The 14,961-nt window shown below is 73.3% G+C and carries 13 protein-coding genes; 10 read left to right on the top strand and 3 right to left on the bottom strand.

Going from position 1 to position 14,961, the window contains the following annotated elements:
- Together NBZ83_RS20950 and NBZ83_RS20945 are read left to right on the top strand one after the other, a co-directional pair.
- On the top strand, window positions 1–423 hold a 423-nt coding region (locus NBZ83_RS20950), incomplete at its 5' end, for a SpoIIE family protein phosphatase (protein WP_261575635.1).
- Window positions 424–471: 48 nt separating this feature from the next.
- A complete protein-coding gene (locus NBZ83_RS20945; RefSeq protein WP_261565418.1) occupies window positions 472–1,176 on the top strand; it encodes a DUF4230 domain-containing protein in 705 nt (234 codons plus the stop codon).
- Window positions 1,177–1,245: 69 nt separating this feature from the next.
- Here the strand turns inward: NBZ83_RS20945 and NBZ83_RS20940 are convergent, their stop codons facing one another.
- Window positions 1,246–4,086, bottom strand: coding sequence for a non-ribosomal peptide synthetase (locus tag NBZ83_RS20940; protein ID WP_261575634.1), 2,841 nt, complete (start codon window positions 4,084–4,086; stop codon window positions 1,246–1,248).
- 1,002 nt (window positions 4,087–5,088) lie between these two features.
- Between NBZ83_RS20940 and NBZ83_RS20935 the strand changes: the two genes are divergently transcribed.
- On the top strand, window positions 5,089–5,616 hold the full coding sequence (locus tag NBZ83_RS20935; RefSeq protein WP_261565416.1) for an Hsp20/alpha crystallin family protein: 528 nt from the start codon (window positions 5,089–5,091) through the stop codon (window positions 5,614–5,616).
- 89 nt (window positions 5,617–5,705) lie between these two features.
- On the opposite strand, the gene NBZ83_RS20930 is transcribed toward NBZ83_RS20935, so the two are convergent.
- A complete protein-coding gene (locus NBZ83_RS20930) occupies window positions 5,706–6,599 on the bottom strand; it encodes an exodeoxyribonuclease III (RefSeq protein ID WP_261565415.1) in 894 nt (297 codons plus the stop codon).
- 60 nt (window positions 6,600–6,659) lie between these two features.
- Here NBZ83_RS20930 and NBZ83_RS20925 point away from each other — a divergent pair, with 60 nt between their 5' ends.
- The 7 genes from NBZ83_RS20925 to NBZ83_RS20895 all read left to right on the top strand — a co-directional run bounded on the left by NBZ83_RS20925 (window position 6,660) and on the right by NBZ83_RS20895 (window position 12,401).
- Window positions 6,660–7,424, top strand: coding sequence for a RibD family protein (locus tag NBZ83_RS20925; RefSeq protein WP_261565414.1), 765 nt, complete (start codon window positions 6,660–6,662; stop codon window positions 7,422–7,424).
- 84 nt (window positions 7,425–7,508) lie between these two features.
- A complete protein-coding gene (locus tag NBZ83_RS20920) occupies window positions 7,509–8,378 on the top strand; it encodes a DUF1206 domain-containing protein (RefSeq protein WP_438803137.1) in 870 nt (289 codons plus the stop codon).
- 113 nt (window positions 8,379–8,491) lie between these two features.
- A complete protein-coding gene (locus NBZ83_RS20915) occupies window positions 8,492–9,943 on the top strand; it encodes an MFS transporter (RefSeq protein WP_261575633.1) in 1,452 nt (483 codons plus the stop codon).
- Window positions 9,944–10,190: 247 nt separating this feature from the next.
- Complete coding sequence (locus tag NBZ83_RS20910; protein ID WP_261565411.1) at window positions 10,191–10,415, top strand: hypothetical protein; 225 nt, start codon at window positions 10,191–10,193, stop codon at window positions 10,413–10,415.
- A gap of 166 nt (window positions 10,416–10,581) precedes the next feature.
- Complete coding sequence (locus NBZ83_RS20905; protein WP_261565410.1) at window positions 10,582–10,707, top strand: hypothetical protein; 126 nt, start codon at window positions 10,582–10,584, stop codon at window positions 10,705–10,707.
- Window positions 10,708–10,872: 165 nt separating this feature from the next.
- On the top strand, window positions 10,873–11,169 hold the full coding sequence (locus NBZ83_RS20900; protein ID WP_261575631.1) for a hypothetical protein: 297 nt from the start codon (window positions 10,873–10,875) through the stop codon (window positions 11,167–11,169).
- Window positions 11,166–12,401 carry an NAD(P)/FAD-dependent oxidoreductase gene (locus NBZ83_RS20895; RefSeq protein WP_261565408.1) on the top strand — a complete coding sequence of 412 codons (1,236 nt, stop codon included), beginning with the start codon at window positions 11,166–11,168 and terminating at the stop codon, window positions 12,399–12,401. The genes NBZ83_RS20900 and NBZ83_RS20895 overlap by 4 nt, the downstream gene beginning before the upstream one ends.
- Before the next feature lie 1,044 nt (window positions 12,402–13,445).
- On the opposite strand, the gene NBZ83_RS20890 is transcribed toward NBZ83_RS20895, so the two are convergent.
- Window positions 13,446–14,945 (bottom strand): hypothetical protein, encoded by a 1,500-nt coding sequence (locus NBZ83_RS20890; protein WP_261565475.1) that lies wholly within the window; start codon window positions 14,943–14,945, stop codon window positions 13,446–13,448.
- Between the last annotated feature and the right edge of the window lie 16 nt (window positions 14,946–14,961).

Genomic DNA, 14,961 nt, shown 5'->3' with positions numbered 1-14,961 from the left:
ATCGTGGGGCCGGCGGCCGGCGCGCGCCGGCCGCCGGCGAGTCCGGGGGCCGCGTCGAAGGGGGACGGCCGGCTCGCCGCCGCCCAGATCGTGCGGCTGCCCCCGACGGGCCCGCTGATGTCGGGCCTGCTCGCCGCGCCCGGCGCGTGGGAGACCCGGACGCTGCACCTCGAACCGGGCGACGTGGTCATCGCGTACACCGACGGACTGGTCGAGGCGCGTGACCCCGCTGGTCACCAGTTCGGCGCGCACCGGCTGATCGCGGAGATTCTGCGCGACCCCGGCCGCACCCCGATGGCCCTGCTCGACGACGCCTTCGACGCTGTGCGCCAGCATGCCCCGGGCCGGCAGGGCGACGACCGGACCGCGATCCTGCTGGCTCGGACCAGCGAGCCGGCGACGCTCGCCGACGAGTGGTCATAACGCCGACAATCGGCGTGGTTACCGGGGTTTTCGGGTACATCACCGACCATGAACGACGAGCCCGGCACGGACCGGCCCACCCGCTCGAACCGGACCCTGCGCTCCCTGCCGTCCCGCTTCAGCCCGCTGCGGCTGATTGCCACCATCCTGCTCGCCGTGCTCGTCGTCGGCCTGATCGCGGTGGTGGCCGGGTGGCGGCCCAGTCTCAACCCGTTCAAGGAGCGGACGATCGACCGCAGCTCCCCGGCGGTGCTGCGCTCACTGGAGGACCTCAGCGCCTACCATGCCGCCGGCGCCCACTTCGAGGTCGTCGTCGATCTTGAGGACGACACCAAGTGGATTCCGGCGGCGCTGAAGGGCGAACGCACGCTGTTCGTGGGGGTCGGCACGGTCGACTCGACGGTCGACTTCGGCCACCTCGACGCCGATGCCGTCACCGTCTCGCCGGACCGTCGTTCGGTGACCATCGAGCTGCCCAACCCGACCCTGTCCACGCCGGTGCTGGATCTCGAACACAGCTATGTGGTCGCCCGCCAGCGCGGCGCGCTGGACCGGGTCGGCGGCCTGCTCGGCGGGGTCAGCAGCGACAAGGCGCTGTACCAGAAGGCCTCGTCGAAGATGACCGACGCGGCCAAGACCGACGGCCAGGTCATCGAGCTGGGAAAGAAGAACACGACCGCCATGCTGCGCGGCCTGCTGGGGGCGCTGGGCTTCACCGACGTCCGGGTGACCTACGCCACTGACCGCCGCTGACGGACGGCCTCCCGGCACCGCCCAGGTTGCCGGGCGGTGCCGGGGAACGCCGTCGTCCCCGGCGGGGGCTCAGCGTCGAGCCGCCTGCTCGGCCACCACCTGGTCGATCTCCGCCTGGAAATGCTCGGAGATCTTGATGATGTGTGGTTCCCGAAGCAGATAGAAATGTTCACAAGGAACATAGTGGGTGTCGTGGCTACCGGTGAGGAAGGCCGACCAGGCATCCTCCGGGTCCGGATTTTCGGCCGATCGGTAAACGAGGGTGCGGCCGGCCCAGGGGCGCGGCCGGTAGAACCTCTCGAGTAGCCGGCCGTGATTGAAGAAAACGTCAAACTGCTCGGGTCCGCCGAACTGCACCACACCGGTCAGCGGAATCTGTACCATTTTCTTGAGTGTCGCCATGTTGGTGAAGTTCGTCCGCTGTTCCGGTAGTAGCCGCTGGGTGAAGCGGGCCAACCGGTGGCGGTAGTTGCGGGCGTGCTCCTGCGCGCCACCGGGCGCCGCCGGGCTGCCGACGCCGATCCCGGGGCCCCCCGGGTTCGGGGGAGCTGCGGCCGGCGCCGCGCCGTCGTCGTCCCCGGATGTGATCCGCAGGGAGGAGGGCAGGTAGGTGTCCATGATCGACAGGAGGCCGACCTCGTCACCGGCCGCCGTGAGCTGCTGGGCGATCTCCATCGCGATCAGACCGCCGAGGGAGTGCCCGGCTAGCAGGTAGGGGCCCCGCGGCGCGATGATTCGGATGATCTCCAGGTGGCGGCGAGCGGTCTTCTCCACGCTCCAGTCCGGGAAGCCGCGCCGTTCCAGGCCGTGCGCCTGGAAGGCGTAGACCGGCTGGTCGTCGCCGAGCCGGCGGGCCAGCGAGTGGAAACCGAGCGCGAGCGCGCCGGCTCCGGCGAAGCAGAACAGCGGCGGGCGCGAGCCGGTGCTGCGCAGCGGCACGACGGTCGGGTGGCGGGGGCCGGCCTGCTGGGCCAGCGAGACCATCCGGGCGAACGCGCCGAGCGTGGGGGAGTCGATCAGCGTCGACGAGGGCAGGGAGACCCCGAGCTTCTCGTTGACCTGGGTGAGCAGCTCGTTCGCGGCCAGCGAGTCGCCGCCGAGCTCCATGAAGTCGTCCTCGATCCCCACCTCCTCCAGATCCAGGACCCGGGTCCAGATGTCGGCGACGACGATCTCCCACTGACTCCGCGGCCGGGCGGACCCGGCGGGCGCCGCGGGCGGGGGCGGCAGGGCGCCGCGGTCGACCTTGCCGCGTTCGTTGCGGGGTAGCTCCGCCAGCGCCACGATCGTCGCGGGCACCATCCAGACCGGTAGCCGCTCGCGCAGCGCCCGGCGAATGCGCACCGGGGACAGCGTGTTGCCGTTCACCGCGGGGACGACGTAGGCGACCAGGCGGTTCTGCGTCCCGGTGGTCACCGCGGTGACCACCGCCTCGGCGATCTCCGGGGAGTTCAGCAGGGCCGCCTCGACCTCGCTCGGTTCCACCAGGTATCCGCGGATCTTCACCGCGGCGTCGCGCCGGCCGAGCAGCACCACCGTGCCGTCAGGCTCGCACCGGCCGAGATCGCCGGTGCGACAGGTGGTCCGGCCATCCGGGCGCGGGGTGAACTTCTCCGCCGTCAGCTCCGGGCTGCCCCAGTAGCCCGCGGACAGATACGCCGAGGTCACCTCGACGTCGCCCGACTCGCCGGGCCCGGCGATCGTGCCGTCCTCGCGGCGGAACACCACCTCCTTGCCCCGCGCGGGCAGCCCCGCGGGCACCGTGCCCGCGGGCAGCGGCGCGTGCGGCGCAATCTCGAAGAAGCCCAGCGAGGCGATCTCGGAGGCGCCCGACCAGTTCACGTAGGTGCAGGAGGCGGGCACGTGCGGGCGCAGCGCGGCGATGTCGCGGCCGTAGGCGGCCTCGCCGCAGGTGGTGACGATCCGCAGGTCGGTGAGGACCTCGTCCGGTTCAAGCGAGCCGAGCAGCGCCCGCAGCAGCGACGGCGTGGTCTGCAACGCCGTCAGGCGCTGGGCGGTGATCCAGTCGGCGAGGCCGCGCAGCCCCGCCGCCCGGGGGTCGTAGGCGTAGAGGCCCGCGCCGTTGAGCAGGCCGAACACGACCACGGTGATCCCTGCCGCGAACGAGTACGGCAGCGCCAGCGCCAGCCGGTCGCCGGGCGCGAAGCCGAGCCGCTCCGCTCCGGCGTAGGCATCACACAGGAACGTGCCGTGCGTCCACACCACGCCCTTGGGCGCGCCGGTGGAGCCGGAGGTGAACACGACGCAGGCCGGATCGGTGAGCTGCGGCTCGGGCCACCAGACCGCGTCGGACCCGTTGGCGGCGATCCACTCGGCGCCGTCGCTCGCCGCGGCCGCGAGGTCAAGCACCAGCCGGGGACCGTCGTCGGCCAGCAGGTCGAGCAGCAGTTTCGGGTCGACCGCCGCCGCGGTGACCACCTGGGACTGCACCGGCCGCAGGCCCACCGTGGACCGGGCCACGGAGCCGTCGCCCAGGTCGGTGATCAGCGCGGTGCAGCCGGCCTGGCGGATGATCTGAGCCATCCGCTCGGCGGGCACCATCGGGTCGAGCGGGACGACCGGCCGGCCGGTCTTCATCGCCGCCAGCACCCCGAGCAGCCCGGGGACCCCGTGCGGAAGCAGCGTCGCGACCGGGCCGTCCTCGGTCGCGTCGAGCCGCCCGAGCACGGCCACCGCGATGTCGTCCGTGCGGCGGTCGGTCTCGGCGAACGTCATCGTGACGCCCGGAGACACCAGCGCCGGGGTGTTCGGCAGCCGGGCGGCGACCTCGCGAAACCGGCTGACCACCGAGGCCGGCAGATCATCGAAGTCCAGCGCGGGGAAGGAGACGTCACTTCCGGGCGCCACGACCGCCAGAGCCGCGTGCCGATCGCTCTCGTTCAATGCCACTCCTTCGTCCACTGTGCTGCCGGCGCCATACGTCCGTGACGGATGACCCTCGACCACGTGCTCTCGCCGATCGTCGAATCGTCAGACGCGCGACCGGGCGGTCCGCCAAAAACGCCCCGAAGGTCCGTCGCCGCGGCGACGGACGGGCGGGGCTGTCAGCAGGATGCCGCTTGACGGGAGTGGGCCGTTCTGGGCGACCCGCCAAGGAAACACGTGCGGCGCTGCAACCGTTCGCTCGAGGTACACGAACAGCCTCCCCAGCATGCAGTCCGATATAGCGTGGGACTTTATACCACGATGGTGTGGCTTACTTGCCGTCACTCCTCGTAACCTTGACGGAAGTGTCGGTTTACCCGCTCGTAATCGGGGTCGACGTTTCTCCACTCCGTAGGGATTTGCTGGTGTTGCCGGGTATTCCGGCGACGGCGCGAACCGGTCACCCGGGGTTGATCTGCGGTCTTCGGGCATTCTCTCCGATGGGCGCGTCACGGTCCCGGAGCCGCTGGGGCGGGACACGGCGGCCCAGGCGGTCGGCGTGTTCCGTGGATCCGCCCGCCCCGCCGGCCGTCAGCAGCCGTCGGTGGATGCTCCGGCGCGCCCATCCCGGATGTGTGGATTGTTCCGGATACGCGGGCCGCACCGGCGCTCCCTCGTCCCGCCGCCCCCGCCCGGGGGAGTGCCGAGCACTTCTCGGGCAGCCCGAACAGGCAGCCCCCCGCACCGCGGCGGCGGGGTTCGGGGTACCCCCGCGGGTGATCGGGGGAGGGGCTCTCCCACGTCGTCACGGTCGAGGGGAGTGCGGCTTCGGTGTTGCCTACGTCACGTGAACCAAAAGTGCTGCCAACGCTTGCATCCCAAAGATTGAGCGTCCTAGACTCATGAACTGTGAACGACGGGCAGGCTTTAACTGGAGGCTCGGCGGCGAAGGATCGCCGGAGGGCGCTTCGGGGCGGCCCGGCCCGCCGTGCCACCGAAAGATTGATCAAGACGAGGGAGGCCCTTGTGAGCACCTACCTGTGGGACCCGTTCGCGGCGCTGGGGCGGATGGACCGGGAGTTCGACGAGATTGTTCGGCGCGCGTGGGGCACGCGGCGCCCGGCGCTCACCGGCCGCTCCCAGGGCGTGGAGTGCGCCGTTCCCTCGGCCGACGTCGTCACCGAGGGCGAGGATGTGCTGATCAACCTCGAGCTGCCCGGTGTCGACGTGGAGCGCGACGTGGCCGTGGAGATCGACCGCGGTCGGCTGGTCGTCCGTGGCAAGCGCGAGGGGCGGCGCGAGCAGGAGCGCGCCGGCCGCGTCCACCGTGAGCGCTGGTCCGGTAGCTTCCGCCGGGAGTTCCAGCTCCCCGAGCGGGTCGACGCCTCGCGGATCTCCGCCGGCTACGAGCGAGGCGTGCTGACCGTCCGGCTCGCCGGTGCGGCGGCCGAGCCGAAGACGACCCGCATCGCGGTCACCACCGCGAGCAGCGCCGCGGTCACCGCCGCGAGCAGTGACCACGACCACGAGTCCGCGAGCACGCCGGCCGAGTGACGGTCCATCCGGGGTGCGAGTCCCTCCGCAGCCCGGATGCGCCGCGGCGTCGGGCCCGGGCGCATGTCGTCCCGAGCCCGACGTCGGCGTCAGCGGCGGCGCGGCGACTCACCGGCGGATGACGACCGCCCGCCGCCCGCGCGGCCTGCCGAGCCGCGGCTCGACGGCGGCGGCACCATCGGGCCCACGTCGCCGTCCGGGGCGGTGTCCAGGTCGACGATGACGGGCGCGTGGTCACTGGTGCCGGTGCCCTTGCGTGCCGCCCGGTCCACCCACACCGCGCGCACCCGGCCCGCCACGTCGGCGGAGGTCAGCGTCAGGTCGATGCGCACGCCGAAGTTCTTCGGGAAGCAGAGCTGGCGGTAGTCCCAGTAGGTGTAGACGACGTCGTCGGGCCAGCGGGCACGCAGGACGTCGATGAGACCGGCCTCGGTGAGCCCCCCGAGCGCGGCGCGTTCGGCCGGCGTGACATGCGTGGCGCCCGCGAACTCCGCCACGTCCCACACATCCGCATCCGTCGGAGCGATGTTGAAGTCGCCCAAAGTCATCAGCGGGCCCCGGGCCGCCTCGGCGGCGACGACGTCGCGCAACGCGGCCAGCCAGGACAGCTTGTACGCGAAGTGCGGGTCATCGACGGCGCGCCCGTTCGGCACGTACAACGACCAGATCCGGATGCCGTCGCAGGTCGCGGCGATCGCGCGGGGCTCGGGGTCGGGGAAGCCGGGGTCGCCGGGCAGCCCCCGCACGACGTCGTCGAGGCTGCCCCGCGACAGGATCGCCACGCCGTTCCACCGGCCGTCGCCGTGATGGGCCACCCGGTAGCCGCGCCGGAACAGGTCCTCGTCGAGCAGTTCGAGGAAGGCGTCGTCCGACAGCTTCGTCTCCTGCAGGCACACCACATCCGGTTCGACGCGGTCCAGCCACTCGATCAGCCGGGCCTGCCTGGCCTTCGCGGAGTTGATGTTCCACGTCGCGATCCGCACAGCTGTTCACGGTAGTCCCGCACCGTGACGGCCCCGCGGGCCGCTCCCGCTCGGCGTGTAATGCTGCTGCGCGTGGATGACGAGCACACGGCGGTGGGCCGCCCCTATGTCATCTGCAGCTGCGCGATGTCGCTGGACGGCCGGATCGACGACGGCTTTGACGCCCGGCTGATTCTGTCCGGCCCGGCGGATCTTGACCGGGTCGACGAGGTGCGCGCCGGCTGCGACGCGATCCTCGTCGGCGCCGAGACCGTGCGCCGGGACAACCCCCGCCTCGCCGTGCGCGCCGAGCGGCGCCGGGCCGCCCGGGTCGCCGCCGGCCTGCCGCCGACGCCGGTCAAGGTGGTGCTCTCCGGCGGCGGCGACCTCGATCCGCGCTCCCGCGTGTTCGGCACCGACCCGGTCGAGACCCTCGTCTACCGGGGCGCCGCCAGCGCGGCGCCACCGCCGTCCTGGTCCGGCGACTCTGTTGCCGGCGGGCGGGTGAGTGTCGTCGACCTGCCCGGCCCGCCGGCGACCGTCGGTGATCTGCCTGGTCGGCCGCTGGTGGACGTCGCCGTCGTGCTCGCCGACCTCGACCGCCGGGGCGTGCGCCGCCTGCTGGTCGAGGGGGGAACCTCGGTGCACACCGCCTTCCTCACCGCCGGCCTCGTCGACGAGCTGCACCTCGCCGTCGCCCCGTTCTTCGTCGGCGAGCCCGACGCGCCGACGTTCGTCGGCCCCGGGGCGTTCCCGCAGGACGTCCACTCCCCGCTGCGGCTGGCCGAGGTCCGACAACTCGACGATGTCGTGCTGCTTCGGTATCTGGCACCGACGGTGACCTAGGCGCCCTGTCCGGTTTTGTGCGCGCCGTCCCGGGCATCGTTCCATCCGGATCAACCGATCCCATGGTCCGAGGGAGTGATCACTGTGTCGGTGCAGACCGGCGGCCGGCTGCGGCACGCCGTCGACAACGGCGGCGGGGCTGGGGGCCAGGCAAAGGGCGCGGCGCGGCAGGCCCGCCACAGTCGGACCGTCGACATCGCCGCCCGCATCGGACTCGCCGGGCGGGGCCTGATCTACGTTCTCATCGGGGTTCTCGCCGTCCAGGTCGCCTTCGGACTCAGTAACGCCCAGACCAACCGCAACGGCGCCCTCGGCGAGATCAAGGACAAGCCGTTCGGATCCGCGGTCCTCGTCATCCTGGTCATCGGTTTCCTTGGCTACGCGGCCTGGCGGCTGCTCGAGGCCGCGGTCGGCGTCCAGGACGAGGACGACGAGAAGAAGCGGACCGCGAAGCGCGTGGTCTCCGCGGCGCGTGGCGTCATCTACCTGGCGATCGCCGGCAGCACGATCAGTTTCCTCGTCTCGGGCGGCGGCGGGTCCGGCGAGCCGGCGCCCTGGACGGCGCGGGTCATGCGCAACGACGCCGGCCGGGTGCTCGTGGGGATCGTCGGCCTCGTGGTCGTCGGGATCGGCATCGGGATGATCATCCGTGGGGCGAAGCGGAAGTTCGAGGAGAAGCTGAAGACCGGGCAGATGAGCGCCTTCGCCCGTAAGGTCGCCAAGCCCGCGGGTCTCGTCGGGTACATCGTGCGCGGCGTCGTGTTCGGGCTGGCCGGGGTGTTCGTGACCAAGGCGGCGATCGAGTTCGACCCGAGTGAGGCCAAGGGCCTGGACGGCACGCTGAAGACCCTCGCCGGGCAGGCGTACGGCCAGTGGCTGCTGACGCTGTGCGCCATCGGCCTGGCGCTGTTCGGCATCTACTCGTTCTTCGAGGCCCGCTACCGCAAGCTCTGACCGGCGGCGGTCCGCGTGACGGCGGCCCCGATCGGTGCCCGCGGGCACCGGCCGGGGCCGTTCCCGTGGGCGGGAAAGGCCGCCCGGGCGACCGCTCTGGCACGGTAGCGTGCGTGGTGCCCAAGCTGCTCGCCGACATCTCTCCGCTGCGTGAGTATCCGGCCTATCGCCGGCTGTGGGCGGGGGAGACGATTTCCTCCCTCGGTTCCCAGATCACCGCCACCGCGGTGCTGTTGCAGGTCTTCGCCATCACCCGCTCGTCGTTTCAGGTCGGCCTGGTCAGCCTGGTGGCACTGGTGCCGCTCGTCGGCGGCGGGCTGTTCGGCGGCGCCATCGTGGACGCGGTGGATCGCCGCCGCCTCGCGATGATCACCTCTGGCGGGCTGGCGGCGGTCTCGGCGGCCTTCCTGGTGCTGACGCTCGCCGGCGCCGTCGACGACGTCGCCTGGCCGCTGATGTGCCTGGTCGCCGTGCAGTCCGCGCTGCTGGCCGCCGACCAGCCGGCACGCCGGGCGATGACGCCGAACCTGATCCCGTTCGAGCATCTGCCGGCCGCCAGCGCCCTGGCCCAGATCGGCGGCACGGCCGCCGGGGTGTTCGGCCCGCTCATCGCTGGCGTGACGGTGGCCGCCGGCGGCTTCTCGGTCGCCTACGCGATCGACCTGGTCACCTTCGCCGCCCCGCTGTACGGGCTGGCCCGGCTGCCGGCGATGCCACCGCGCGGCGGCGGGCGTGGCGCCGGGGTCGCCAGCGTCGCCGAGGGGCTGCGGTTCCTACGCGGCCAGCCGGTGCTGTTGATGACCTTCGTCGTCGACCTCATCGCAATGGTGTTCGGGATGCCGCGGGCACTGTTCCCGGCGCTCGCCGAGGACCGCTTCGGCGGGGGGAGTGCGACGGCGGGCGCGATGTACTCGGCGGTCGCGGTCGGCTCCCTGCTCGCCGCCGGGCTGTCCGGCCCACTCGGGGGGGTCCGCCGCCAGGGGCTCGCGGTGGTGGTCTCGATCGCGTTGTGGGGCGGGGCGATCGTCGGCTTCGGCCTGGCCCACGACATCGCGCTCGGCCTGGCGCTGCTGGCGCTCGCGGGCGCCGCCGACATGGTCAGTGCCATCCTGCGCAACGCGATCCTCAACGTCGCGACCCCCGACGAGATGCGCGGGCGGCTGCAGGGCGTGTTCCTCGTCGTCGTCACCGGCGGGCCGCGGCTCGGGGACCTGGAGGCCGGCGGCGTCGCAGCGGCCACCTCGCCGGCGTTCTCCGTGATCAGCGGGGGACTGGCCGGCATCGGCTGCCTGCTGCTGGCGACGGCCGCGGTACCCGCGCTGATCCGCTACGACGCGAAGGCCGCCGTCGCACAGGCACGGGCGCGGACCTCGCAGCCGCCCCTGAACTCCGCCGCGGCTTCCCCGACCGGCACACCCGGCGGGCCCGCCCCCGCCGACGAGACCAGCTCCGCTGGCGAGGCCGCCCCCGCTGGTGGGACCAGCCCCGCCGGCGGGATCGATGCACCTCAGGTGCCCCGTCCAACCGGGGGCGCTGCGCGGGACACCCTCGATCCGAGCGCCTAGCCCTTCGCGCCGCGTGCGATGGCCGGGCGGCGCAGAGCTCGGCCTGGGACTGTTCCTCGATCGTGTGGCCCAAACACGTAGTAGCCCAGGGCGAAGGCGATCCAGCCGGCCCGCTCGGCCGGCAGACCGGCCGTCTGCAGAACCCCCAGGATCGCGTCTTCGACCAGGTGGGTGTTGGGCCCCGCCACATAGGTGCCGGCCACCCCCCGGGCGCCGTCTCGGCCTCGACCTTCCCTGCAGCCTCACCGTGACTGTCGGTGTCGGTGCCCTGGTCTACGGAATCTCCGATGCCACCAGCCGGGGATGGGGATCGACTCCCGTGGTGAGCGCCCTGGTCGCGGCGACGGTCCTGCCGGTCGCCTTCGGCCTCGTCGAGACCCGCAGTCCGGCTCCCCTCGCGCCCTTCGGCATCTTCCGCAACCGCCGCCTCGGCGTCGCCAACGCGGTCATCGCCTGCGTGGGGTGGCCCTGACCGCGGGCTCGGTCGGGGCCAGGTCGCTCATCCCCCGCTTCGATGACCGGACCCTGCTCGTCGCCGGAGCGGTCGTCGCGACGGTCGGCCTGGCCTGGCCGTCCTCACCACCATCGCCGCCACGGCCACCCGTGACAGCCACCTCGCCAGCCCCACCGCGGCCACCGTGCACGGCTACCGGCCGGCGCTGCTCGCCTGCGCCGGGGTCAGCCTCGCCGCCGCCGTCATCGGGCTGCTCCTGCCCTCGGCGACCAGGTCTCCGGCGGCCTCGCCACCGGGTTACGCACGCTGACGGCAGCCAGGCTGAGGTCACTGTCGACCCGGTATTTCCGATCTTCACGGACGCGGCGCAACGTTACGGGATCGTTACTGCGGCGCCGTTCCTCCGACATCGCCCTCTCGTCAAATGCCAGTTGACGATGGTTCATGCGGGGAGACATGTCGGGGGTGGTCGACCGTGACCGGCACGTCGGGCTCTCCGGGTGCGTCGCTTGCGGAACGGGCCGCCGCCGACGGCACGACCTTCGTCCTGGCGACCTTCGTCGATCTCGACGGCAAGCCGTGTGCCAAGCCGGCCCCGGCCCCGGCCCCGGCGGCGGCGGCGGCGCTCGACGGCGCGCCGTGGCCGTTCGCGCCACGGATCATCCTGCGCCGGCTGTGTCAGCGGCTGGCCGACCTGCTCGCGCTCGCCGTCGAGGCGGCGGCGATGGCCGGGGTGCCGCTGGCCGGGACCGACTGGATCCCGACACGATGACCGTGCAGGCGAGCGCCGACGTCGTCATCGTCGGCGGCGGCATCGAGGGGGCCGCGATCGCCTGGGCGCTGACCCGCAAGGGCGTGTGCAACGTGCTGGTCCTCGAACGGGCCACCATCGGTTCCGGCGGGACGGGCCGGTCCAGCGGCATCATCCGCTGCCACTACGGGGTGCGTTCGCTCGCCGTGATGGCCTGGCACGGCGTGCAGTTGTTCACCCACGCCGCCGAGATCCTAGGGGTGGCCGACGGGGTCGGCTTCGAACAGGTGGGCTATCTCGTCGGCGTCGGGCCGGGTGACGCCGCGGCGCTGGCGGCCAACGTCGCGGCGGCGGCGGCGGTCGGTATCGACACCCGCCTTGCCGATCCCGCGGAGGTAGCCGAGCTGTGGCCGACGGCCGACCTCGCCGACTTCGCCGCGTTCGCCTATGAGCCGCGCGGCGGCTACGGCGACGCCCACCGGACCTGCCATGCATATCTGGCCGCGGCCCGCCAGGGCGGGGTCCGGGTGCGCCAGGGCGCCTCGGTGACCCGCATCCTGACCTCGGGCGGGCGTGCCGGCGGGGACGGGCGTGCCGGCGGGGACGGGCGTGCGATCGGGGTGGAGCTGGCTGACGGCAGCCGGATCGCGGCCGGCACGGTCGTGCTCGCGGCGGGTGTGTGGTCGGCGGGACTGGCCGCGGGGGTCGGCATCGACCTGCCGCTGCGTGCCCAGCGGGAGCAGATCCTGCTGGTGGCGCCGGGCGCGCCGATCGGGAATGTGCCGGTGCTGTCCGACCTGGTCGGCCTGCAGTACGTGCGGCCGGAACGCTCCGGCGAGCTGCTGGTCGGCAACAGCGACCACAGCCGTCCGCAGTGGGTCGACCCCGACGCCTACCCCGCTACCGTGGACCCGCAGTACGTGGAGCACGCCGTCGGCCGGTTCGCCCACCGCTTCCCGGGCCTGCCCGAGGTGGCACTGTCGTCGTCCTACGCTGGCTGCTACGACGTCACCCCCGACTACAACCCGATCATCTCGGCGACGCCGGTCGACGGGCTGTTCGTGGCGGCGGGGTTCAGCGGGCACGGGTTCAAGATCTCGGTCGCGGTTGGTGAGCTCGTCGCGGACCTCGTCGTCGACGGGGATTCCAGCCATCCGCTCATCCCCGCCGCCGACTTCCGCCTTTCCCGCTTCGCCGAGAACGCCCCGCTGGTCAGCCCGCACCCCTACGCCGGCGCCGGCCAGATGCGTTGAGGCCGACGCCGAGATGCGCGGCCGGGTGTCAGGGGCCGTGCTCGGACTGGCATTTTCTGCCGGCCGAACCGGTCAACTCGGCAGTTCGCGGGAGTCCGCGGGAGGGACCTGGACGGCACGCTCGGAACATATGGACCAGATGACGTTCGCGTCGGCCGTCCGCGCGGTCAACGACACCCTGTCCCGCCGGTCGGCCCGCCACGGCGGGACGCCGTGCCCCGCGGGGCCGCGAGCGATCCAACACGGCGTCCTCGCCGCCTGCGACCTCGGGTGCTTCGACGACGCCGTGCCCCTGCTGGAATGGGTCCTCGACCGTCTCGACCGCCTCGACCGACGGGGACCGGCCGTCCCGCACGGCTACCTCGTCCGGGTGGTGCGCTCGGCCCTCGGCGAGCTGCACCGGGACCGGCGGCGCGCGCACGGCCTGCAACAGCGGCCCGAACGCGTGCCCGACGCCGGCTGGGCCCGCGAGGCGCTGCCCGATCCCGCCGACCGGGCCCTGCTGGCGCACCTGATGACGTGGCTTGGCAGCGATGTGCCCGCCGTCGCCGGCATCGGCTGGCCGCTGCCGGCCTGGGCCGACCGTTACGGCACCACTCCGGCCGAGATGGCGGCCTGGATCCGCCGGGTGACGGCCGCGGTCGAGGCGTCCTCGCCCCGTCGCCACCGGCGCTACCTCGCGCGGCCACTGGCCGACAAGGGGCCCGTCGTGCCACCGTTTAGCGCCTTCGCCGGCTGCGGCGCGCGGCTCGACGAGCCCGCCGGGGACTCCGGCGGGTGGGGCGGGCCGGGTGGCCGGTGCGCTCGGCCGCCGTCGATCCGGCCGCTGTGGGAGGCGGCCGGGGACGCGGTACCGGCAGCGGAGGCGGTGCGGCGGGAGGTCGCCGGCTATCGGATCACCGGGCTCGCCGCGACCGTCGCCGGACTGCACGGCACGGGCGCCGTCGCGGTGCGCGCGCTGCGTGCGGCGCTGGTCGAGGAGTTCGGGCCGGCCGCCGCGCGGGCCGACCACGACGACCTCGCCGCCGCGCTGCGGCGCACCGCTCAGCCCGCGACGCCGACCACCGACGGGGCCGAAGCCGGTGACGCCGGTGTGGGTGACGCCGGTGGTGGCGCGGGCGGCGTCGGGACGGCGGCGGGCGAGCCCGGTGGCACCGTGGCTACCGGGTCCCCGTTGCTCGCGGCCTGAGCCCCGCTCGCGACCAGTGCCGCGAACGGGTCGCTCAGCCGGGCCTGTTCGGGGACCAGCGCGCTGACCGGACGGTCACCCGCGAGCCGGCGCAGGGCGTCGAACGCCGCGTCGACGGAGGCGTCGAAGTAGGCGTCGAGGAAACGTGGATCATTCGCCCGCAGTGCCGAGCCGTCCGCTGCGCGCGGAGCGGACGCGGGCACGTGCAGCAGCCGTGGATGTGGCGCGAGCAGTTCACCCCAGGCCTGGCTCTGCGCGGCCAACTCCGCCGGCGCCGCCCCGGACAGCGCCGCGATGATCTCGATGAGCTCCGGCTCCGGCACCACCATGACCACTCGCACGTCGGGCCCCGCGTCCCCGAGCAGCCGAGCGCTGGGCGCAGTCGGCCCCGGCGGTTCGGTGAGCACGTGCGCCCAGACCCGGCGCGGCGAGTTGTCCGGGCGCCGCAGCCAGTCCTGCATGATCTCGTCGGCAAGGGCGAAGTCGAGCCGCGCCCCGCCGTGCACCGACCGGGCCGCGCGGGCGAAGCTGCCCAGACCCCAGCCGAGCGCCTTGGCCAACAGCGCCGCCACCGTGTAGGAACCCGTCCACTGCAGGCCGGTGACGACGACGCCCTGCGCGCCGACCCCGGACGCGTCGGTGGGGGCGTGGTGGGCCGTGGGCTCGTGCGGCGCCGTGAAGCGGTGGACGATCAGTGGCGGCAGCGGGCCCACGGGCAGCCCTTCGACCAGCAGCGGTGTGGCGTCCCAGCTCGCGGCGGTGCGCTCGAAGACCTCGGCGAAGTCGTGTTCGGCGTCGGCCCGTTTGCTGATCGCGTCGACGCGCTCGAGCAGGACGTGGTCGGCGAAGTGGCAGCGGTGGCGCCGGCCCCGCCAGTGCGGCCGCACGGTCACCGACCACCGGCCGTCGCGGGCCGCCGCCGCTGCGAACAGCGCACCGCCGGTGGTCCGACCCGCCTGCGCGGAGCGGGCGCGCAGCTGCCGCTCCCGTTCCTCGGCCTCCTCGGCCCGGCGGACGAGTTTGCTGATGGACGGGCTGCGCAGGCCGTAGGCGGCGAGCATGTCGCTCTCGTGGGCGCCGACGGCCCGGGCCAGCTCGATGATCGCGTGCGCCGGGACGGTCGTCTCGTTGCTCAACCAGCGGCGCAGCTTGTGGGTGCCCTGCAGGTCGAGCGGGCCGACCACCCGTTCGGCGAGCGCCGGCAGGCTGATCTGCTCGCGGTTGAGCACCGTCTTCATCGCGTCCGCCCAGCGGGCCTGACGTGGATCGGCACCGATTCGCGTCGGCAGGCTGTGCGGCTGGAACCGGCGTGCCTGCCGGCCGGAACCCCGCCCCTGCGCGTCCCCGCCGTTCACCGGATCCGCCCCACCC

This window comes from Frankia gtarii, from assembly GCF_025403375.1.
Taxonomy (GTDB): Bacteria; Actinomycetota; Actinomycetes; order Frankiales; family Frankiaceae; genus Frankia; species Frankia gtarii.
This window is presented reverse-complemented; position numbering and strand designations above follow the sequence as displayed.

Excerpts from the sequence above, each read along its gene's own strand:
- NBZ83_RS20945 (WP_261565418.1), top strand. The coding sequence starts at position 472 with ATGAACGACGAGCCCGGCACGGACCGGCCCACCCGCTCGAACCGGACC.
- NBZ83_RS20895 (WP_261565408.1), top strand. The coding sequence starts at position 11,166 with ATGACCGTGCAGGCGAGCGCCGACGTCGTCATCGTCGGCGGCGGCATC.
- NBZ83_RS20925 (WP_261565414.1), top strand. The coding sequence starts at position 6,660 with ATGCTGCTGCGCGTGGATGACGAGCACACGGCGGTGGGCCGCCCCTAT.